Genomic DNA, 19,254 nt, shown 5'->3' with positions numbered 1-19,254 from the left:
GATCAGAGCATGCAGGAGACGCAGCCCTCGACCTCGGTGCCCTCGAGCGCGAGCTGCCGCAGACGGATGTAGTAGATCGTCTTGATGCCCTTGCGCCATGCGTAGATCTGCGCCTTGTTGATGTCGCGCGTGGTGGCGGTGTCCTTGAAGAACAGCGTCAGGGACAGGCCCTGGTCCACGTGCTGCGTCGCCGCGGCGTAGGTGTCGATGATCTTCTCGGCACCGATCTCGTACGCGTCCTGGTAGAAGTCCAGGTTGTCGTTCGTCATGAACGGCGCCGGGTAGTAGACGCGACCGAGCTTGCCTTCCTTGCGGATCTCGATCTTCGACGCGATCGGGTGGATCGACGACGTCGAGTGGTTGATGTACGAGATCGAACCGGTCGGCGGGACGGCCTGCAGGTTCTGGTTGTAGATGCCGTGCTCCTGGACGGACGCCTTCAGCGCCTTCCAGTCGTCCTGCGTCGGGATGGTGATGTTCGCGTTGGCGAACAGCTCCGCGACGCGGGCGGTCGCCGGCGTCCACTCCTGGTCGGTGTACTTGTCGAAGAACTCACCCGACGCATACTTCGAGTCACGGAAGCCGTCGAAGGTCTCGCCGGTCTCGATGGCGATCTTGTTCGACGCACGCAGGGCGTGGAAGAGCACCGTGTAGAAGTAGATGTTCGTGAAGTCGATGCCCTCTTCGGAGCCGTAGTACACGCGCTCACGAGCGAGGTAGCCGTGCAGGTTCATCTGGCCGAGGCCGATGGCGTGCGACTTGTCGTTGCCGTCCTCGACGGAACGCACCGACGTGATGTGCGACATCTGCGACACCGAGGTGAGGCCGCGGATGGCGGTCTCGATGGTGCGGCCGAAGTCCGGCGAGTCCATCGTGAGCGCGATGTTCAGCGAGCCGAGGTTGCAGGAGATGTCCTTGCCGATCTCGTTGTACGAGAGGTCCTCGTTGAACGTGGTCGGGGTGTTGACCTGCAGGATCTCCGAGCACAGGTTGGACATGTTGATCCGACCCTTGATCGGGTTCGCCTTGTTCACCGTGTCCTCGAACACGATGTACGGGTAGCCCGACTCGAACTGGATCTCGGCGATGGTGGTGAAGAAGTCGCGCGCCTTGATCTTCGTCTTCTTGATGCGCGAGTCGTCGACCATCTCGCGGTACTTCTCGGAGATCGGGACGTCACCGAACGGGACGCCGTAGACCTTCTCGACGTCGTACGGCGAGAACAGGTACATGTCCTCGTTGTTCTTCGCGAGCTCGAACGTGATGTCCGGCACGACGACACCGAGGGACAGCGTCTTGATGCGGATCTTCTCGTCCGCGTTCTCGCGCTTGGTGTCGAGGAACTTCATGATGTCCGGGTGGTGCGCCGACAGGTAGACGGCACCGGCACCCTGACGCGCGCCGAGCTGGTTCGCGTAGGAGAAGGAGTCTTCCAGCAGCTTCATCACGGGGATGATCCCCGAGGACTGGTTCTCGATCTGCTTGATCGGGGCGCCGGCCTCGCGGATGTTGGAGAGGAGCAGGGCCACGCCGCCGCCGCGCTTCGAGAGCTGCAGCGAGGAGTTGATGCCGCGCGAGATCGACTCCATGTTGTCCTCGATGCGGAGGAGGAAGCAGGAGACGAGCTCGCCGCGCTGGGCCTTCGCGGTGTTGAGGAACGTCGGGGTCGCGGGCTGGAAGCGGCCGGCGATGATCTCTTCCACGAGGTCGATCGCGAGCTGCTCGTTGCCCTGCGCGAGGCCGAGGGCGGTCATCACGACGCGGTCCTCGAAGCGCTCGAGGTAGCGCTTGCCGTCGAACGTCTTGAGCGTGTAGCTCGTGTAGTACTTGAACGCACCGAGGAACGTCTGGAACCGGAACTTCTTCGAGTACGCCAGGTCGTTGAGCCGCTGGATGAAGTCGAGCGAGTACTGCTCGATCGTCGCGGCTTCGTAGTACTCGTTCTCGACCAGGTAGTCGAGCCGCTCCTTCAGGTTGTGGAAGAAGACGGTGTTCTGGTTGACGTGCTGCAGGAAGAACTGCTTCGCGGCCTCACGGTCCTTGTCGAACTGGATGTTCCCGTCCGCGTCGTAGAGGTTGAGCATCGCGTTGAGGGAGTGGTAGTCCATCCCCGTCTGCGGCGACGTCAGATCGACGTCTGCAACTGCTGCGTCCAAAATGCATCCAATCCTGTGTTGACCGCTGACACGTCGTCAGGAGTCCCGAAGAGTTCGAATCTGTAGAGGACGGGGACGTTGCACTTGCGTGCGATGACGTCCCCTGCGAGGCCGTACGCCTCGCCGAAGTTCGTGTTCCCCCCGACGATCACGCCGCGGATGAGCGAACGGTTGCGTTCGTCGTTGAGGAACTTGATGACCTGCTTGGGGACCGCGCCCTGTCCGTTGCCGCCGCCGTAGGTGGGCAGCACCAGCACGTACGGCTCGTCCACGTGGAGGAACGGGTCGTTCGGGTAGAGCGGGATCCGGTCCGCGTCGCGGCCGAGCTTCTCGACGAAGCGCGCGGTGTACCCGGACACGCTCGAGAAGTAGACCAGTCGGCTCATGGTGCGCTCCTCGTGGAAGGTGCGGACAGACGGACCGTGGGTGTCCTGCGGTGGTGATCCGAGCCTCCTGAACGAGCTCGGGTCACCACCCGCGGACGTGGGACGAACTACGCCAGTTCGGCGCTGAGCGTCGCGATCTTGTCGGGACGGAAGCCCGACCAGTGGTCGTCGTCGGTGACGACGACGGGCGCCTGCAGGTAGCCGAGGCTCTTGACGTGCTCGAGCGCGGCCTCGTCGGTGGAGACGTCGTGCACTTCGTACTGGATGCCCTTGTTGTCGAGCGCCCGGTACGTCGCGGTGCACTGGACGCAGGACGGCTTGGTGTAGACGGTGACGGCCATGATCTCCCCTGGTGGTGGTACGCGCTTGCGTTGCTGTGTGTGGGTCGTGCTGGTGCCTGTGGACCGGTGCTCCCACCCCTGTGGAACCCGTCGCGACCGACGTTTCCGGGCAGGTGCTTTCCGGTGACTCGATACTACATCTAGTGGCCGACACCGGGACCGACCACAAGAGAAAGTGTTACAGCCGTGTAGTTCTCCACAACGCCCTCCACAGTGTGAACAGTTCGGAGAGGCCCGTGATTCCGCCACTCTGGCACCGGCCACCGACACTCCTCCACACCTTGTGGACACATCTCTCCACGGGTGTGCACTGCACTCGCTCGGCGTGTCGCAGCACCCCCTCCACAACCCGTCCGCGAGCCACCGCCGTCCACCTCCCCCGGACGGGTGACAGGGCGATCCGTCCGGTCCGTACACTCGTGGCGTGAGCACGTACGGTCCCCTCCTCAAGACGCCCGGCGTCGGTCGCGTCATCGCCGCGCAGCTCACCGCACGCTTCCCGTTCGGCATGCTGTCGCTGGCCTACCTGCTGCACGTCGAGCACGTCTTCGGCTCGTACGGCGCGGCCGGCCTCGTGCTCGCGACGACGAGCGTCGGGCAGGCGATCGCGGGGCCGCTCACCAGCCGGTGGATGGGCAGCTGGGGCATGCGTCCGGTGCTCGTGCTGACGAGCCTCGTCGCGCTCGTGAGCATGGGCGTGATCGCGTTCGTCGTCATGCCCCTGTGGGCCTACGTCATCGTGGGGTTCCTGGGCGGTCTCGCCGTCCCGCCCGTGCAGCCCGCGGTGCGCACCATCTACCCGAAGATGGTGACCTCGTCGCAGCTGACACCCCTCTTCTCCCTCGACGCGAGCGCGCAGGAACTCATCTGGGTCGCCGGCCCGGTCATCACCACGTTCGTCGCGACGCAGATCGGCACGATCGAGGCGATCGTGCTCGCGATGGTGTTCCTCGTGGTGGGCGGCACGTGGTTCATCGCCTCCCCCGAGCTCGGCCGCGTCCGCATCCCACGGTCGAAGCGCGCGTTCGGCGTCGTCCTGAAGCGGCCGTCGGTCGTCGTCGCCACCCTCACCGGTCTCCTCCTGATCGGGGCCTGTGCCGCGGTCGAGGCGAGCGTCACGAGCGTCTTCGGCGAGGGCAGCCCGAACGCCGGCATCGTCCTCGCGGTGTTCGCGGTCGGGTCGCTCATCGGCGGCCTGACCCTCGGCCACCTGCCGATCTCGCGCAACACCCTGTGGACGCGCATGTCCATCGTGTTCGTCGGCCTCGCGCTGGCCGTCGGTGGCACGGACTTCTGGTGGCTCTGCCTCGCCCTCGTCATCGCCGGTGCCGGCATCGCCCCGGCCCTCGCGGTCATGTTCGGCTCGGTCTCGGCGACGGTGAAGTTCTCCGACACCGCCGAGGCCTACGGGTGGATGGGCACCGGGCAGCTCATCGGCGCGGCGGGCGGATCGGCCGTCGCCGGGTTCCTCATCGACAGCCAGGGCGCCACCGGCGGGATGATGGTCGGCGCGGTGATGGCCGCGGTGGGCGTCGTGCTCCCGCTGGTCACGAAGCGCTGGCTGCCCGACCTGCGCGGTCGCGACGCGAGCCCCATCCCCGATACCGAGCCGGTCAACATCCCCACGTAGCCGCAGCGCGGGGTGTACCTGGTCGAAACGGGCGTACCTGGTCGGAAGTTCCGACCAGGTACGCCCGTTCCCACTCTCCATCGCAGCCGTTCTGGGAAGGAACGACGCACGACCGACGCCCGGCCTGGAGGCGCGGCGCATCCCCGCCACGATCGGCAGGATGGGTGCATGGTCACCTCAGTCCCCCTCCGCGACGGCGCCTCGATCCCCGCCGTCGGCTTCGGTGTCTACAAGGTCGACGACGCCGAGGCCGCGACGGCCGTCAGTCTCGCGCTCGACGCCGGCTACCGGCACGTCGACACCGCCGAGATGTACGGCAACGAGACCGGCGTCGGGAAGGCGATCCGCGCCTCCGGGCTGGACCGTGACGACGTCTTCGTGACGACGAAGGTGTGGAACGACCACCAGGGGCGCGACGCGACCCTGCGAGCGTTCGACGCGAGCCTCGAGCGGCTCGGGCTCGACACCGTCGACCTGTACCTGATCCACTGGCCGGCCGCCGCGAACGACCGGTACGTCGACACCTGGCGCGCGCTCGTCGAGCTGCGCGCGTCTGGCCGCGCTCGGAGCGTCGGCGTCTCGAACTTCCAGGTGCCGCACCTCGAGCGGATCATCGACGAGACCGGCGAGGTCCCCGCGGTGAACCAGGTCGAGCGGCACCCCTGGCTGCCGCAGCGCGAGCTGATGGGCTTCCACGCGCAGCACGGCATCGTGACCGAGGCCTGGTCGCCGCTCGGCCGCGGGCGACTCGTCGACGAGCCGGTCCTCGCCGGCATCGCGGACGCCCACGGGGTGAGCGTCGCGCAGGTGCTCGTGCGGTGGAACGTGCAGCAGGGCGTGGTGGTGCTGCCGAAGTCGGTGACGCCGTCGCGGATCCGGTCGAACCTCGACGTCGACGGCTTCGTGCTGACCGACGACGACCTGGCGGCGATCGCGTCGCTCGAGTCGGGGCAGCGCACGGGGTCCCACCCGGACTCGGTGTCCTGAGGCGCTCAGCTGGTCGGGAGCAGCCCACTGAAGGCGATCACGGCGATCCCGGTCCCCACGACTGCGAGGAAGATGCCGATCACCCGGACGAACCGCGGCGTGAGTGGCCTCCCGTTCGCGAGCTCGTCGCCACCGATGGACTGCGCCCACCGGTTGAACACCGCGATCGTCACACCCCACAGCGCCACGAAGACCGCACCGATGCCGAACCAGGTTGCGCCGGTCACCGACCCCGCCTCCGCTCGATCTGCTGCCGGAGGTTCCGGACGAACACGACCTCCAGGGTGACCGCGATCGCCGTCAGGACGATCGCGAAGGCGATGTGCGCGAGGTCGTGCCCACGGCTCAGCACGCTCAGCGGCAGTCCGATGACGAGCGCTGAGCAGACGACGACGTTGAACCACGCACCGACGACCCCGCCCGGGGTCCGACCAGTGCGCTCCATCCACGGGACCGGCATGCGCGGGACGCTACGCCGGCGGCCTGGGCGATCCGTACCCCGGAGCCTCAGCCCCGCCGGTCCTCCTCCGACTGCCACGGCAGGTGCAGGTCGCCGGGCTCGGGTTCGACGTCGCCAGCATCGTCGGCGCCGCCGGTCCCCGGTGCGGCGACGATCCTCGACGGGTCGATGCCGTCGGCCTCGAGCTCGGCGTCGTCCCGCTGGTCGGTCTGCGCCGCCTGGGTCTCCCGTTCGCTGGACGGGCTGTACGAGGTGTCGGCTGCCCGCCGCTGGTGCTCCCCGACGCCCTCCGCGCCCTCGTGCTGCACCCGGTCGCGCAGCGCGTCGGTTCGTGCTCGGTCGTCGGAGTCCTCGGGGCCCGGGACGTCGGGGATGCTGTCGCTCATGGCGCCGACCGTAGGCCCCGGACCCCGAGCGGGTGCACCGGGCAGTCCGATCGGCGCACCCGGTCACCGTCCGTACCGATCCGGTCACGAGCCCCGGGATCGCCCCGGGCCCACGCTACGATCCCAGCGGACCGCGCGTGATCCGACGCCGGCCGGGGACGAGGGGGATCATGCGACGTTCGGTGACGAGGGGACGGGCCACCGCGGTGGTGCTGGTGTCGGCGGTCGCGGCGATCGTGCTGACCGGCTGCTCGGTGTTCAGCGGACCCGACCCCGTGCCGACCCCGACCCGACTGGCCGTGCAGGGACCGGACGACACCGAGCGGCCTGCTCCCTCGCCGTCCCCGACGTCCGAACAGGTGCTCCCCGCCGGGACGGTCGCGGCCGAGACCGACGTCGTGTCGAAGACCGGGGACACGTCGATCCACGTGCGCGTCACCGCAGATGCCGACGGCGTGTTCACGGTGCACCTCTCGGACTACCGAACGACGAACCCGCAGCCGATGTCGATCCAGTTCCGCCACCGCGTCGCCGGGTTCCAGGACGGCTACGACGCGGTCGCCCGTGGGTTCCTGCAGTGGGACGCGGCCACACCACCCGCCTCGTACACGCTCGACGCCGGCGCACGGCCCGACTACCTGGCGAGCGCCGTCCTGGTGCCGATGTCGTCCGGCGACGGCAGCAGTGATGCGGACCGACCGTGGGTCGGCTCCGTGCTCGCGGTCGGCAAGCTGGCGTGGAAGATCCCGAACCCCTACCCGGACCTGCGCGTCACCGTGGGGAAGGCCCGCCCGGGTGCGTACGGGTACGTGAAGGACGTCGACGGCACGCCCACCTGGTACATGGTCTCCCACGGGGACGACCTCACCACGGTGTCGAAGCGCTTCGGCGTCACCCCCGAACAGTTCGAGTGGATGAACCCCTACCTCGAGCTCCGCGGGGACAAGTGGTTGAACGAGGACGCCACCGTCAACATCTCCCCCGCCAACCGCTGACTCCGGGAAGGTCCGTGCGGTCCGTTACGGTTGACCAGCACTCGCCACACCCCAGGAGGTCCCACCGTGACGATCGTCGCCGCAGCAGACGGCTCAGCCCTCGGCAACCCCGGCCCGGCCGGCTGGGCCTGGTACGTCGACGACGACCGCTGGGCGGCCGGAGGGTGGCCGAACGCCACGAACAACCAGGGCGAACTGACCGCCGTCCTCCAGCTGCTCCGTGCCACCAAGGACACCGGCGAGCCGCTGCACATCCTGTGCGACAGCCAGTACGCGATCAAGGCGTGCACCGAGTGGCTCGCGGGCTGGAAGCGGAAGGGCTGGCGCAAGGCCGACGGCAAGCCCGTGCTGAACGTCGAGATCATCAAGGAGCTCGACGCCGAGCTGCAGGGCCGGAAGGTCACGTTCGAGTGGGTCCGCGGGCACGTCGGGCACGAGATGAACGAGGCCGCGGACGTCCGCGCCCGCGGTGCCGCGACCGCCTACCAGCAGGGCACCGAGGTACCGCACGGGCCGGGCTGGCCCGGGGCCCCGGTCACCGAGCCGGCAGCGCTGCCCGAGGCGACGCCACCCGCGACCCTGTTCTGACAAGCCCCCGTGCGCGTCGGCCGGCACGCACGACAGCGCCGGTCAGTACGTCCCGTCGCGCCGGTCCTGGCGGGTGATCTGCTCCCCCGACGCCGGGTCGACCCCGCTCCGGGTCGTGGTCGTCGTCCGGCGTCCACCGAACGCCACCGCGAGGCTGATGACCAGCAGCACGACGCCGGCGGCCATCAGGATGTAGCCGATCAGCCGCAGGTCGACGCCGGCGACCTGGATGTTCAGGGCGAACGCCACGATGGCGCCGATGACGATCAGGGCGATGCTCGATCCGATGCGCATGGCAGGTCCTCTCGGTTGGACCGCACACCGGTCGGCGCAGGGTCGCGGTCGAACGTACCCGGACGTCAGAGTGCGCGTTCCCACAGAGCGACGGTGCTCTCCAGGTGGTCGTAGCGGTACGGCTTCGTCCCACCGGTCGGCCGGTAGCCGAGCGCCCACCAGAACGGCTCCGCCACCGATGCGTTCGTCCCGACGATCCCGAGGCGCAAGCGGTCCACCCGTGCGGCGGCGGGCGCCGATCGCACGAAGCCGACGACCGCGTCGTGCATCGCCCGTCCGAGCCCGCGTCCGTGCGCGTCCCCTCGGACGACCAGCAGCCCGATGTACGCGACAGCGGGCGTCGGGTACCCGAGCAACACGTCCGCGAACGCCACGAGCCGCTCCCCCTCCCAGAGCCCGAGGCCGACCTTCCCCGCCGGGTCGAACCCGTCCGGCACCGACAGAAGGGCACTCAGCGCGTCGGACGGCCCCGGCGGGTACCCGGTGATCCGCAACGCGTAGTCCGGCACCGACTCGAGCAGGTCCTGCAGCGCGGCGACGTCACCGTCGGCCGACGAGCCGCCGAGCTCGCGCACCACCGCCATCAGCGCACCACGCGCATCAGTCGACGTCCACGTCCGACCAGCCGTCGAACCGCCCGATCTCGGTCACCCGGATCACGGCCTCGCCCGCCGCGTCCGACGCGTCGAGGTCGATCGTGGCGGAGAACCCGAAGTCCTTGTCGCCGGCAGGGTCGGCGAAGATCTGTCGCGCACGCCAGACGCGCGTCGGGCCCGACGCGCCAGCCGAACCGGACACCCCGGTCGCCCCGGCCTCGTCGAGCACCAGGTACTGCATCGACCGGGCGTCGGCATCGATCCCGATCGTGTCGTGCTGGTCGTAGTACTCCTCGAGCACGGCGTCCCAGGCGTCCTCGTCGAAGCCCGCGGTGCCGTCCAGCGCTGCGAGCCCGGCGACGTCGTCGGCCGCTGCGAGCAGCACGCGCTGGAACAGCGCGTTCCGCACGAGCACCCGGAAGGCGCGCGGGTTGCCGGTCAGGCGCGCGGGCTGCGGCGGCGCGATCTCCTCGTGCTCCGCCTCGGCGAGCGCCACGTCCCCGTTCATCAGCGCCTCCCACTCGTCGACGAGCGAGGAGTCGGTCTGCCGGACGACCTCGCCGAGCCACTCGATGAGGTCGTCCAGCTCGGGCGTGCGCTGCTCCTCGGTGATCGTCTGCCGCATGGTGCGGTAGGCGTCGGACAGGTACCGCAGCACGAGCCCCTCGGAGCGGGTCAGCTGGTAGAACCGCACGAAGTCGCCGAACGTCATGGCGCGCTCGTACACGTCGCGGACGACGGACTTGGGCGAGAGCGCGAAGTCGAGGACCCATGGCTGTTCAGCCGCGTACGCCTCGTACGCCGCCTCCAACAGCTCGGACAGCGGGCGAGGCCAGGTGACCTCCTCGAGCAGCTCCATCCGCTCCTCGTACTCGATGCCCTCGCGCTTCATGCGAGCGACCTCTTCGCCGCGCTCCTTGAACTGCTGCTGCGCGAGGATCGCCCGCGGGTCGTCGAGGGTGGACTCGACGATCGACACCATGTCGAGCGCGTAGCTCGGCGACTCGGGGTCGAGCAGCTCGAACGCGGCGAGTGCGAACGGTGAGAGCGGCTGGTTCAGCGCGAAGTTCGGTGCGATGTCGACGGTCAACCGGTACTGGCCGTCGACCTTCTCGATGACCCGGGCGTTGATGAGCGTCCGCGCGATCGTCAGTGCCCGCCGTGCCATCGCGAGCTGCCGCGACCGGGGCTCGTGGTTGTCGAAGACGAGCGACCGGACGGACTCGAACGCCGAGCCGCCGCGTGCGACGACCGAGAGCACCATCGCGTGCGTGATCCGCATCCTGGACGCCATCGGCTCCGGCTCGGCCGCGATGAGCCGCTCGAAGGACGCCTGTCCCCACGACACGAAGCCGTCCGGCGCCTTCTTGCGCTTGATCTTGTTCTTCTTCTTCGGGTCGTCACCGGCCTTGGCGACGGCGCGGGCGTTCTCGATGTCGTGCTCCGGTGCCTCGGCGACGACGTCGCCCTCGGTGTCGTACCCGGCCCGGCCGGCACGTCCGGCGATCTGGTGGAACTCGCGGGCGGACAGCTGGCGCATCTTCGTGCCGTCGAACTTCGTCAGCCCGGTGAGCAGCACCGAGCGGATCGGCACGTTGATGCCGACGCCGAGGGTGTCGGTGCCGCAGATGACCGGCAGGAGCCCGCGCTGGGCGAGCTGCTCGACGAGTCGTCGGTACTTCGGCAGCATGCCGGCGTGGTGAACGCCGATGCCCGCACGGATGAGGCGGGACAGGGTCTGCCCGAACCCCGCGCTGAACCGGAAGCCCGCGATCGCGTCCGCGATCGCATCGCGGCGTTCGCGTGACGCGACGCGCGCCGACATGAGCGCCTGCGCCCGTTCGAGCGCGGCCGCCTGGGCGAAGTGCACGATGTAGATCGGCGCCTTGCCCTCCTCCAGCAGCCGTTCGACGGTCTCCTGCACGGGCGTCATCACGTACTCGTACGTCAGCGGGACCGGCCGCGAGACGCCGGTGACCCGCGCGGTGGGGCGGCCGGTCCGGCGCGAGAGGTCGTCGGCGATCGTCGTGACGTCGCCGAGCGTCGCCGACATGAGCAGGAACTGCGCGCGCTCGAGCACGAGCAGCGGCACCTGCCAGGCCCACCCGCGGTCGGGGTCGCCGTAGTAGTGGAACTCGTCCATCACGACCACGTCGACGTCGGCGTCCGGGCCCTGCCGCAGCGCGAGGTTCGCGAGGATCTCCGCCGTGCAGCACACGATCGGGGCGTCCGCGTTGACGCTCGAGTCGCCCGTCACCATGCCGACGTTCTGGGCACCGAACAGGTCGACGAGCTGGAAGAACTTCTCGGAGACGAGGGCCTTGATCGGCGCCGTGTAGTAGCTCCGCTTGCCCTCGGCGAGGGCGGCGAAGTGCGCCCCGGCGGCGACGAGCGACTTGCCGGTGCCGGTGGGGGTCGACAGGACGACGTTGGCACCCGACACAAGTTCGATGACCGCCTCGTCCTGCGCCGGGTAGAGCGGGCGACCGCCCTCGGCGGCCCAGGCCGCGAACGCCTCGTAGACGGCGTCCGGATCGACGACACCGTCGACCGCCGCCGGCAGGGCGGCGACGAGCGGGGGCTGGGTGGTGACGTCGGTCATGCGTCCATCCTCCCAGGTGCGGGTCCACCGGCCGGAAGGCGCGGTGCGGGCCCGACCCGCGCCTCCCGGCCGTCTGTGGATGCGTTCGCATACACTCGCGCCATGCGCGAACTCGGCTTCCTCTCCTTCGTCCCGAACCACGGCGGCACGGCCGGCGCGGCCGCCGCCCTCGAGGACGGCCTGCGGCTGTTCGAGACCGCCGAGGTGCTCGGCTACGGCACCGGCTGGGTCCGCGGTCGGCACTTCGAACCGTTCCTGACCAGTCCGATGACCTTCTTCGCAGCGGCCGCGCAGCGCACCTCGACCATCGACTTCGGGACCGCGGTCCTCGGCATGCGCTACGAGGACCCGATCCGGCTCGCCGAGGACGCGAGCACGGTCGACCTGCTGAGCGGCGGCCGCGTGCAGCTCGGCATCTCGACCGGGATCGCCGGGTACGGCCCCATCCTCGACCCGGTGTTCGGCGGCTCCGACCGCAGCTTCCGCGACGAGGCCGAGGCCCGCGCGGCGCGGCTGCTCGAGGTGCTGCAGGGCGAGCCGCTCGGCAGCGCGGGGAAGGGCTACGAGAGCATCCCCGCCGGCGCCGACCTGACCCTGCAGCCCCTCAGTCCCGCGCTCCGCGATCGTGTCTGGTGGGGCGGCGGCAGCATGGGCACCGCGGTCAGGACGGCCGAGAAGGGCCTGCTCCTGCACTGCTCGACGCTCAACACCGAGGACACCGGCGCACCGTTCGCCGAAGCGCAGGCGGACCAGATCCAGGCGTACCGCGCGCGGTTCGCCGAGCTCCACCCGGACCGTACCCCGAAAGTCGCCGTCGGGCGGATCGTCGTGCCGCTGCTCGACGAGCACGATCGGGCCGTGCACGAGGAGTTCCTCACCGGCTACGCGAGCGGCATGGACGACGAGGGGCGACCGCTCTCCGGGAACCCGCCGTTCCGCTTCAGCACGGTCGTCTCCGGCGAGCCGTCCGCCATCGTCGACGCCCTGCTGGCCGACCCGGCCGTGCGGGCGACCGACGAACTCGTCATCACCCTGCCGGCGAACGGCGACGCGGCGTCCCACGAGCGGATCCTGCGCATCGTCGCGGAGGAGATCGCGCCGGCCGTCCGCGACCACTGAGAGCAAGGGCATCCGGCGGGGCTCGCACCAGGGGTTGGTGAGGCTCCCCGGGAGCCCCTGCCGGATGACCATCTCGTCCCTGATCCGTACGGGATGGTGGACCCATCGTTTCACCTACCCGCCGGTTTGTCACACCGGATTGCGGTTCGTGGCCCCGAAAGTTGACGTTCGGTCACACCTTTTTCCCAGACTGGACGAAGCAACCGGTTGCGGCGCGACACCGCACCCCACGAACGAACGAATGCGCCCCCGCGCGGACGCGGGGACGCATTCTGGACGCACCAGGACCGCCAGGGCTCCATCGGCCGGATCAGGAGGCCGTGTCGCACACGTGGCGATCCCTTCGCGGTGCGCGCGTCGACGGTAACCAGCCGTCAGGCGCAGGACGATGTTACTGAACGCAGCTTGGTTCCGCGCGGAAACCGGACGAAATCACGCCAGTTCGAGGGTCACGGTGCCGGATTCGGCTGCGACGGATGCGCCGACGTGCAGGGTGAACGCGCCCGGTTCGTAGGCCCAGGCGCCGTCCCAGTGCGCGAACGCCCGGGCCGGGACCTCGATCGAGACCTCGGTCGACTCGCCCGCACCGAGTCGCACGGGTGCGAACCCGACGAGCCAGCGGACCGGACGGTCGACGGCCGAGGACTCCCGCGACGCGTACACCTGCACGACGTGCTTGCCGGCACGGTCGCCCGTGTTCGCGACCGTCGCCGTCACGATGACGGCGTCGCCCTCGCGCACGGTCGGCGTCGCGGAGACACCGTCGATCGTCCAGGTCGTGTAGCCGAGGCCGTGGCCGAAGGGGTACGCGGGGGTGGTCCCGGCACGGAGCCACGCGCGGTAGCCGATGTGCACGCCCTCGTCGTAGGACACCTTGCCGTGCGCCGGGGTGACGTCGAGCACGGGCACGTCCGCCATCGCAGCCGGCCAGGTGGTGGGCAGACGACCGCCGGGCTCCGCGGCGCCCGTGAGGACGTCGGCGAGCGCGTTGCCGTACTCCTGACCACCGAACCAGGTGAGCAGGACCGCGGCGACGTCGTCCCGCCACGGCATCTCGACCGGCGAACCGGCGTTCACGACGACCACCGTGTTCGGGTTCGCCGCGGCGACCGCGCGGACGAGGTCGTCCTGGTGCCCCGGGAGTGCGAGCGACGAGCGGTCGTAGCCCTCGGACTCGACCTTCGAGTTGGTGCCGACCACGACGACCGCGACGTCCGCGCCGGTGGCGGCCGCGACGGCTGCCTCGATGAGCACCGACGGGTCCTCGTCGCTCGGCTCGGTGCCGAACTGGTAGGCCAGCACGCCGCCGAGGGTCTCGTCCTGGACGACGTCGTACTCGATGCGGATCGCGACGTCCTGGCCGGCCGTCACCGACACCGGCACCGATCGCGCCGGCGGGTTGAGGAACGCGGCGCCGAGCTGGTCGCCCTCGAACCCGACGAACTCGTCGAGGACGAGCGACCCGTCGATCCACATGCGGGAGTGTCCGGCCGCGCCGATGCCGATCCGGACGGTCCCCGTCGAGGGTGCGGTGTAGGTCGTGGTGATGTCGAGCCGGTCGGCCTCGCGCGTCGGGGCGTCGCCGCCGAACCAGAACAGCGCCGTGGCACGACGGTCCTCGACGTACAGCTCCTCGCCGTCCTTGACGAAGGCGACGCGTGCGCCGGGCTCGCCGGTGCCCGGGTTCGTGATGGTGGACAGCGGGAACTCCGCGATGCCCTCCTGCACGACCGCGCCGATGGCGTAGTCGACCGTTGCACCGGGGAACGCCGAGCGGATGCCGTCGAGCGGCGAGACCACCTGCGACGGCACGACCGTGGCCGAGCCACCGCCCTGGGTGCGGGCCTGGTCGGCGTTGTGGCCGATGACGGCGATGCGCGACACCGCGGAGGCGTCGAGCGGCAGGATCCCGGTGTTGCGGACGAGCACGGTGCCCTCGGCCTCGGCTTCGCGGACGAACGCGACGCCGTCCTCGACGTGCACGGGCTGCGCGGCCACGGGCTCGAAGCCCTCGAGTGCGCCGACGCGGGCGGCAAGGGTCAGGATGCGGCGGACCTTGCGGTCGATCGCGGCCTCGGGCACCGAACCGTCCTGCACGGCGGCGAGCAGGGGACCCTCGCTCCACCACGGGTTCGGGCCGGGCATCGCGACGTCCTGGGACGCCTTCGCCGAGTCGACCGAGCGGACGCCGGTCCAGTCGGACACGACGATGCCGTCGAAGCCCCACTCGGAGTTCAGTGGCGTCTCGAGCAGGTCGTTCTCGGACGCCGTGACGCCGTTGATCGCGTTGTAGGACGACATGACCGCCCAGGCGTGCGCCTCGGTCACGGCCTTCTCGAACGCGAGCAGGTACAGCTCGCGGAGGGCACGGTCCGACACCTCGGTCGACGCGGTGAAGCGGTCGGTCTCGTAGTCGTTCGCGATGTAGTGCTTCGGGGTGGCGGCGACGCCGTTCTCCTGCACGCCGTCGACGTAGGACGCGGCGAGGTCGCCGGTCAGCAGCGGGTCCTCGCTGAACGCCTCGAAGTGTCGGCCGCCGAGCGGTGAGCGGTGCAGGTTGATGGTCGGGCCGAGCACGACGTCGACGCCCTTGCGACGGGCCTCGACGGCCGCCGCGGCGCCGTAGCGCTTCGCGATCGCGCGGTCCCACGACGCGCTCAGGGCGGTCGCCGACGGCAGGTTCAGCGACGGGTCGCGCTCGTCCCACACCTCGCCGCGGACACCCGAGGGGCCGTCCGACATGAGGATGCGGCGCAGGCCGATCTTCTCGATCGGCCAGGTGGTCCAGAAGTCACGCCCCGTCAGGAGCTGCACCTTCTCCGCGATGGTCAGCTGGTCGACGAGCGCGTCGATGCGCTCGGTCAGCGGGCTGGTCGGACTGGAGGCGGTGCTCGCGTCGGTCACGGTGGTCACGGTGGTCGGTCCTCTCGTTCGGGAAGCCGCGGGCGCCGCTCGGACGGCCGGGGCTCCGTCGCCCACACCAACCGTCCACCGGGTTCGCCGCCCGCACTGGCAGCTACCGCACCGTACCACCCAAAACCGACTATCGGTTGGTTTTATGCGGACACACACGAGCGGTACAGTCTGGCCATGGCACGACGGGGTTCGTACGCAAAGGGCATCGCGAAGCGCGAGGAGATCCTCACGGTCGCGCTGGACCTCGTGGCGTCGCAGGGCTTCCGGCGGACGAGCATCAAGGACATCGCCGACGCCGTCGGGCTCACCCAGGCCGGACTGCTGCACTACTTCGACTCGAAGGACGACCTCTGGGTCGAGATCCTGCGACGGCGCGACGAGATCGACCTCGCACACGACTGGGACGCGTCCGACCCGGCGACCCTCCTCGCCGCGATCGTCCGGCACAACGCCGAGGTCCCGGGGCTCGTGCAGATGTTCGTGAACCTGTCCGCCGCGGCCGCGACCGACCCGGAGCACCCCGCGCACGAGTACTTCCGCGAGCGCTACGACCGGAGCCGGCAGAACCTGTCCGCCGACTTCCGGGCCATGCAACAGGACGGGCGACTGCGGGACGACGTCGACGTCGAGGAACTGACGAGCGTGCTGCTCGCCGTGTCGGACGGCATGCAGATCCAGTGGCTCTTCGACCCGACCCGGGACATGGCCGAGCACGTCGAGCTCGTCGCCCGGCTGGCGACCGCACAGGTCACCCGCACCGTCTGACGCCGCACCGCCCGGGTCCACCGCAACGGGGTACGGACAGGGCCTGGTCGCCCCAGGCCGAGCCGGGCAGGATGGGCGGTGCCCGGAAGGGCTCCCGACGACGATGTGGAGTGACGCGATGACGCGTGTAGTGGTGACCGGCGGCAGTGGGAAGCTCGGGCGGGCGGTGGTCCGCGACCTCGACGAGCACGGGTACGACGTGGTCCTGGTCGACCGCGTGCCCTCCCCCGACAAGCCCGAGCGGGTGCAGTTCGTCCGCACGGACCTCACCGACCACGGCCAGGTGCTGAACGTCCTGCTCGGCATCGACGACCGGTACGACCACGTCGACGCGGTGGTGCACCTCGCCGCCGTCCCGGCCCCGGGTCAGGTGCCGGACGTCGCCCTCATCACGAACAACGTGACGTCGTCGATCAACGTCTTCCACGCCGCGCGCCAGGCCCGGGTGAAGAACGTCGTCTGGGCGTCGAGCGAGACCCTGCTCGGCATCCCGATGGGCGAGCACCACCCGCCCTACCTGCCCGTCGACGAGGAGTTCCAGGTACGCCCGCAGTCCTCGTACTCGCTCGGAAAGGCGGTCGAGGAGGAGATGGCCCGGCACTTCACCCGCTGGGACCCGGAGCTCAAGATGATCGGCCTGCGGTTCTCGAACGTGATGGACGAGACCGACTACCCGGCGTTCCCGTGGGACGCCACCCCCGAGGCGAAGACGTTCAACCTCTGGTCCTACATCGACTCCCGCGACGGCGCCCAGGCGGTGCGGAAGGCACTCGAGGCCGAGCTCACCGGCTTCGAGGCGTTCGTGATCGCGAGCCCGGACACGGTCATGGACACGCCGACGATCGAGCTCGTCGAGCGGTACGTGCCGGACATCGAGCGCCGCGCGGACATCGACGGCGTCAGCTCGCTGCTCTCGTCCGACAAGGCCCGCGAGCTCCTCGGCTACGCACCCGAGCACAGCTGGCGCGACCACCGCGCCTGAGCGGGGCCGGACCGGCCACGGCCCCGGGCCCGGGCCCGGGCGTCAGCCTGCCGGGACGAGCAGCCCGTCGAGCACCAGGTCGCGCGCCGCCGGCAACAGGTCGGCGGCGAGCGCCTGCTCGTCCACCCCGGTGATCTGCGCGAGGGCGCCGACGATCGCCGACACCGACAGCTCGCCGTCGCACGCACCGACGAACGCGGCGAGCGCGGTGTCGGCGTCGACCCGGCGACCGAGTCCACCGCCCTGCACGAGCGTCATCACGGTCGGGTCGTCGTTGCCCGGCCAGTAGAACCGTTCCTCGGTGACGTCGCCGGCGACCGCGAGGTGCGCGGTGGCGAGGGCCTGGTCGTCGTGCGCGGCCAGCCACGCCGCCGCGTCGAGGACCCGGGCGACCGTCGCACCGAGGCCCGCGGGGTTGGACCCGAGCGTCTCGGGGACGCGCTCGAAACGGCGGAGGTGCACCGCGCCTCCCGGCCCGGGGCGGCGCACCACGACGTACCCGAAGCCGACGCCGGTCACCCGGCGGGCGGCGAAGTCGTCGAGCCAGGCGCCGACGAGCCGGTCGAACTCGGACGATCCGGGCTTCGTGCCGCCGTCGCGGATCCAGGTCTCGGCGTAGGCGGCGGGGTCCTGCCGCTCCCGCTCGACGACCCACGCGTCGAGCCCGCGCCCGTCGGTGTCGGCGCGCTCGAACCAGGAGCGCACGCGGTCGAGGCCGTCCGTGCCCCAGTGGTACTCCCAGTTGCCGAGCAGCTGCGCGGTCCCGCCGGGTTCGAGGTGGTCGCCGAGCCCCGTCAGGACCGTCTCGACGAGCGCGTCGCCGACCATGCCGCCGTCGCGGTACTCGTAGGCGGGGACACCCTCGCTGCGGGGCGTGATGACGAACGGCGGGTTCGAGACGATCCGGTCGAAGCGCTCCCCCGCGACCGGTTCGAACAGCGACCCGGAGCGGAACTCGATGTCGTCGATGCCGTTGAGCATCGCGTTGAACCGGGCGATGTCGAGGGCCCGGTGCGAGATGTCGGTGGCGACGACCTCGTCGGCGAAGCGTCGGGCGTGCATCGCCTGGATGCCGCACCCGGTGCCGAGGTCGAGCACGCGCCGGACGGGCACGGGGACCTGCAGGCCGGACAGCGTCGTCGTGGCACCGCCGATGCCGAGGACGTGTTCCTCGCCGAGGGCCGTCCCGAGCGCGAGTTCGCCGAGGTCGGAGACGATCCACCAGCTGCCGGCGCCGAGGTCGTCGACGAAGGCGTACGGCCGCAGGTCCACCGCGGGGTGGACGGTGTCGGCCTCGGTGCGGACCAGCCCCGCCGACGCGACGGCGGAGGCCCCGGCGGTCGGGAACGCCGCGTCGGCGTCGACCCGCGACACCGGGAGTCCGAGCACGAAGAGCGTGGCGAGCGTCGTGAGCGGGGTCGTCGGGCGCGCGCGCAGTGACCGGAGCGCTGCGACGCGTGATCCGCGGTGGAGCGACGCGGCGGCCTCGGTCCCCCACAGGGCGTCCACCCGTTCGACGGTGAACCCGGCGTCGGTCAGGTCACGGCGGAGGGCATCGGTGACGTCCGCCTCGGCGACGATCGTCGGGAGCGTGTGCACGGCGCTCACGCCGGGACGTCCTCGCGCATGAGGGCCGCCGGGACCTCCCACGCGAACACGAGGTCGAGGAGCCCGGGGAAGCGCCGCTCGACGTCCTCGACGCGGACCCGGCTCGACCGCGTGAGTCCCTCCTGGTGCTGCTCGAGGAGTCCGGCCTCGCGCAGGACGCGGAAGTGGTGGGTGAGCGTCGACTTCGGTCGGTCGATCCCGACCCATCCGCAGCTGCGGATGCCGCCGGCGGCGTCGACCAGGTAGCGGTGCAGGATGGCGAGCCGGATCGGGTCGCTCAGGGCGTCCATCACGACCGGCAGGTCCATCTCGGCCACGGTCGGCTGTGGCAGGTGTTCGGGAGCATCCACGGTCGCGGGCATGGACGGGACGCTACCACCGTTCCCCTCGCAGTACGACTTGCGTCGTACAGCGGACTGCTGTACGAATGCACTCGTACTTGA

19 protein-coding genes are annotated in these 19,254 nt (G+C 70.2%); 7 read left to right on the top strand and 12 right to left on the bottom strand.

Annotated elements, in window-relative coordinates; translation table 11 throughout:
- Positions 1 to 2 precede the first annotated feature (2 nt).
- From nrdE to nrdH, 3 genes are all read right to left on the bottom strand, one after another.
- Positions 3 to 2,108 carry a class 1b ribonucleoside-diphosphate reductase subunit alpha gene (nrdE, locus tag ACIQUC_RS17515; RefSeq protein WP_402269368.1) on the bottom strand — a complete coding sequence of 702 codons (2,106 nt, stop codon included), beginning with the start codon at positions 2,106 to 2,108 and terminating at the stop codon, positions 3 to 5.
- A gap of 17 nt (positions 2,109 to 2,125) precedes the next feature.
- Positions 2,126 to 2,542, bottom strand: a complete 417-nt coding sequence (gene nrdI, locus ACIQUC_RS17510; protein WP_022906556.1) for a class Ib ribonucleoside-diphosphate reductase assembly flavoprotein NrdI — start codon at positions 2,540 to 2,542, stop codon at positions 2,126 to 2,128.
- 107 nt (positions 2,543 to 2,649) lie between these two features.
- Complete coding sequence (nrdH, locus tag ACIQUC_RS17505) at positions 2,650 to 2,883, bottom strand: glutaredoxin-like protein NrdH (RefSeq protein WP_022904483.1); 234 nt, start codon at positions 2,881 to 2,883, stop codon at positions 2,650 to 2,652.
- A 424-nt stretch (positions 2,884 to 3,307) separates the two neighbouring features.
- On the opposite strand from nrdH, the gene ACIQUC_RS17500 reads away from it, so the two are divergent.
- Positions 3,308 to 4,513 (top strand): MFS transporter, encoded by a 1,206-nt coding sequence (locus ACIQUC_RS17500; RefSeq protein ID WP_402269365.1) that lies wholly within the window; start codon positions 3,308 to 3,310, stop codon positions 4,511 to 4,513.
- A 168-nt stretch (positions 4,514 to 4,681) separates the two neighbouring features.
- Positions 4,682 to 5,500 (top strand): aldo/keto reductase, encoded by an 819-nt coding sequence (locus ACIQUC_RS17495; RefSeq protein ID WP_402269363.1) that lies wholly within the window; start codon positions 4,682 to 4,684, stop codon positions 5,498 to 5,500.
- 5 nt (positions 5,501 to 5,505) lie between these two features.
- Here the strand turns inward: ACIQUC_RS17495 and ACIQUC_RS17490 are convergent, their stop codons facing one another.
- The 3 genes from ACIQUC_RS17490 to ACIQUC_RS17480 are packed head-to-tail and all read right to left on the bottom strand — an operon-like array spanning position 5,506 to position 6,346.
- Positions 5,506 to 5,727: a hypothetical protein gene (locus tag ACIQUC_RS17490; RefSeq protein ID WP_402269361.1), complete on the bottom strand. Its 222-nt coding sequence runs from the start codon at positions 5,725 to 5,727 to the stop codon at positions 5,506 to 5,508.
- Positions 5,724 to 5,960, bottom strand: a complete 237-nt coding sequence (locus ACIQUC_RS17485; protein WP_402269359.1) for a hypothetical protein — start codon at positions 5,958 to 5,960, stop codon at positions 5,724 to 5,726. Before ACIQUC_RS17485 ends, ACIQUC_RS17490 begins: the two co-directional genes overlap by 4 nt.
- 47 nt (positions 5,961 to 6,007) lie before the next feature.
- Positions 6,008 to 6,346 (bottom strand): hypothetical protein, encoded by a 339-nt coding sequence (locus ACIQUC_RS17480; protein ID WP_402269357.1) that lies wholly within the window; start codon positions 6,344 to 6,346, stop codon positions 6,008 to 6,010.
- A gap of 170 nt (positions 6,347 to 6,516) precedes the next feature.
- Between ACIQUC_RS17480 and ACIQUC_RS17475 the strand changes: the two genes are divergently transcribed.
- Both ACIQUC_RS17475 and ACIQUC_RS17470 read left to right on the top strand, forming a co-directional pair.
- Positions 6,517 to 7,341: a hypothetical protein gene (locus ACIQUC_RS17475; protein WP_402269355.1), complete on the top strand. Its 825-nt coding sequence runs from the start codon at positions 6,517 to 6,519 to the stop codon at positions 7,339 to 7,341.
- Positions 7,342 to 7,407: 66 nt separating this feature from the next.
- Positions 7,408 to 7,929: a ribonuclease H gene (locus ACIQUC_RS17470; RefSeq protein ID WP_402269353.1), complete on the top strand. Its 522-nt coding sequence runs from the start codon at positions 7,408 to 7,410 to the stop codon at positions 7,927 to 7,929.
- A 42-nt stretch (positions 7,930 to 7,971) separates the two neighbouring features.
- Here ACIQUC_RS17470 and ACIQUC_RS17465 read toward each other — a convergent pair whose 3' ends face one another.
- The 3 genes from ACIQUC_RS17465 to ACIQUC_RS17455 form a co-directional block, all read right to left on the bottom strand.
- A complete protein-coding gene (locus ACIQUC_RS17465) occupies positions 7,972 to 8,223 on the bottom strand; it encodes a DUF6458 family protein (protein WP_022908472.1) in 252 nt (83 codons plus the stop codon).
- A 65-nt stretch (positions 8,224 to 8,288) separates the two neighbouring features.
- Complete coding sequence (locus tag ACIQUC_RS17460; RefSeq protein WP_402269351.1) at positions 8,289 to 8,807, bottom strand: GNAT family N-acetyltransferase; 519 nt, start codon at positions 8,805 to 8,807, stop codon at positions 8,289 to 8,291.
- A gap of 16 nt (positions 8,808 to 8,823) precedes the next feature.
- Entirely contained in the window at positions 8,824 to 11,421 is a 2,598-nt protein-coding gene (locus ACIQUC_RS17455; RefSeq protein ID WP_402269349.1) for a DEAD/DEAH box helicase, read from the bottom strand.
- Positions 11,422 to 11,523: 102 nt separating this feature from the next.
- Between ACIQUC_RS17455 and ACIQUC_RS17450 the strand changes: the two genes are divergently transcribed.
- Positions 11,524 to 12,540: an LLM class flavin-dependent oxidoreductase gene (locus tag ACIQUC_RS17450; RefSeq protein WP_402269347.1), complete on the top strand. Its 1,017-nt coding sequence runs from the start codon at positions 11,524 to 11,526 to the stop codon at positions 12,538 to 12,540.
- Positions 12,541 to 12,972: 432 nt separating this feature from the next.
- Here ACIQUC_RS17450 and ACIQUC_RS17445 read toward each other — a convergent pair whose 3' ends face one another.
- The gene (locus ACIQUC_RS17445) at positions 12,973 to 15,453 is read right to left on the bottom strand and encodes a beta-glucosidase H (RefSeq protein WP_402269345.1); all 2,481 of its coding nucleotides are present in this window, start codon (positions 15,451 to 15,453) and stop codon (positions 12,973 to 12,975) included.
- Between the two features lie 177 nt (positions 15,454 to 15,630).
- Between ACIQUC_RS17445 and ACIQUC_RS17440 the strand changes: the two genes are divergently transcribed.
- Both ACIQUC_RS17440 and ACIQUC_RS17435 read left to right on the top strand, forming a co-directional pair.
- On the top strand, positions 15,631 to 16,221 hold the full coding sequence (locus ACIQUC_RS17440; protein ID WP_022908477.1) for a TetR/AcrR family transcriptional regulator: 591 nt from the start codon (positions 15,631 to 15,633) through the stop codon (positions 16,219 to 16,221).
- Between the two features lie 118 nt (positions 16,222 to 16,339).
- Positions 16,340 to 17,203 carry an NAD(P)-dependent oxidoreductase gene (locus tag ACIQUC_RS17435; RefSeq protein WP_022908478.1) on the top strand — a complete coding sequence of 288 codons (864 nt, stop codon included), beginning with the start codon at positions 16,340 to 16,342 and terminating at the stop codon, positions 17,201 to 17,203.
- A 42-nt stretch (positions 17,204 to 17,245) separates the two neighbouring features.
- On the opposite strand, the gene ACIQUC_RS17430 is transcribed toward ACIQUC_RS17435, so the two are convergent.
- Together ACIQUC_RS17430 and ACIQUC_RS17425 are read right to left on the bottom strand one after the other, a co-directional pair.
- Entirely contained in the window at positions 17,246 to 18,811 is a 1,566-nt protein-coding gene (locus ACIQUC_RS17430) for a methyltransferase (protein ID WP_402269342.1), read from the bottom strand.
- The gene (locus tag ACIQUC_RS17425) at positions 18,808 to 19,173 is read right to left on the bottom strand and encodes a helix-turn-helix transcriptional regulator (RefSeq protein WP_022908480.1); all 366 of its coding nucleotides are present in this window, start codon (positions 19,171 to 19,173) and stop codon (positions 18,808 to 18,810) included. Before ACIQUC_RS17425 ends, ACIQUC_RS17430 begins: the two co-directional genes overlap by 4 nt.
- Positions 19,174 to 19,254: the final 81 nt, after the last annotated feature.

Source organism: Curtobacterium sp. NPDC098951, from assembly GCF_044759965.1.
GTDB lineage: Bacteria > Actinomycetota > Actinomycetes > Actinomycetales > Microbacteriaceae > Curtobacterium.
Note: the sequence above shows the minus strand (reverse complement) of the source record. Positions and strands in the feature narration are given on the sequence as shown.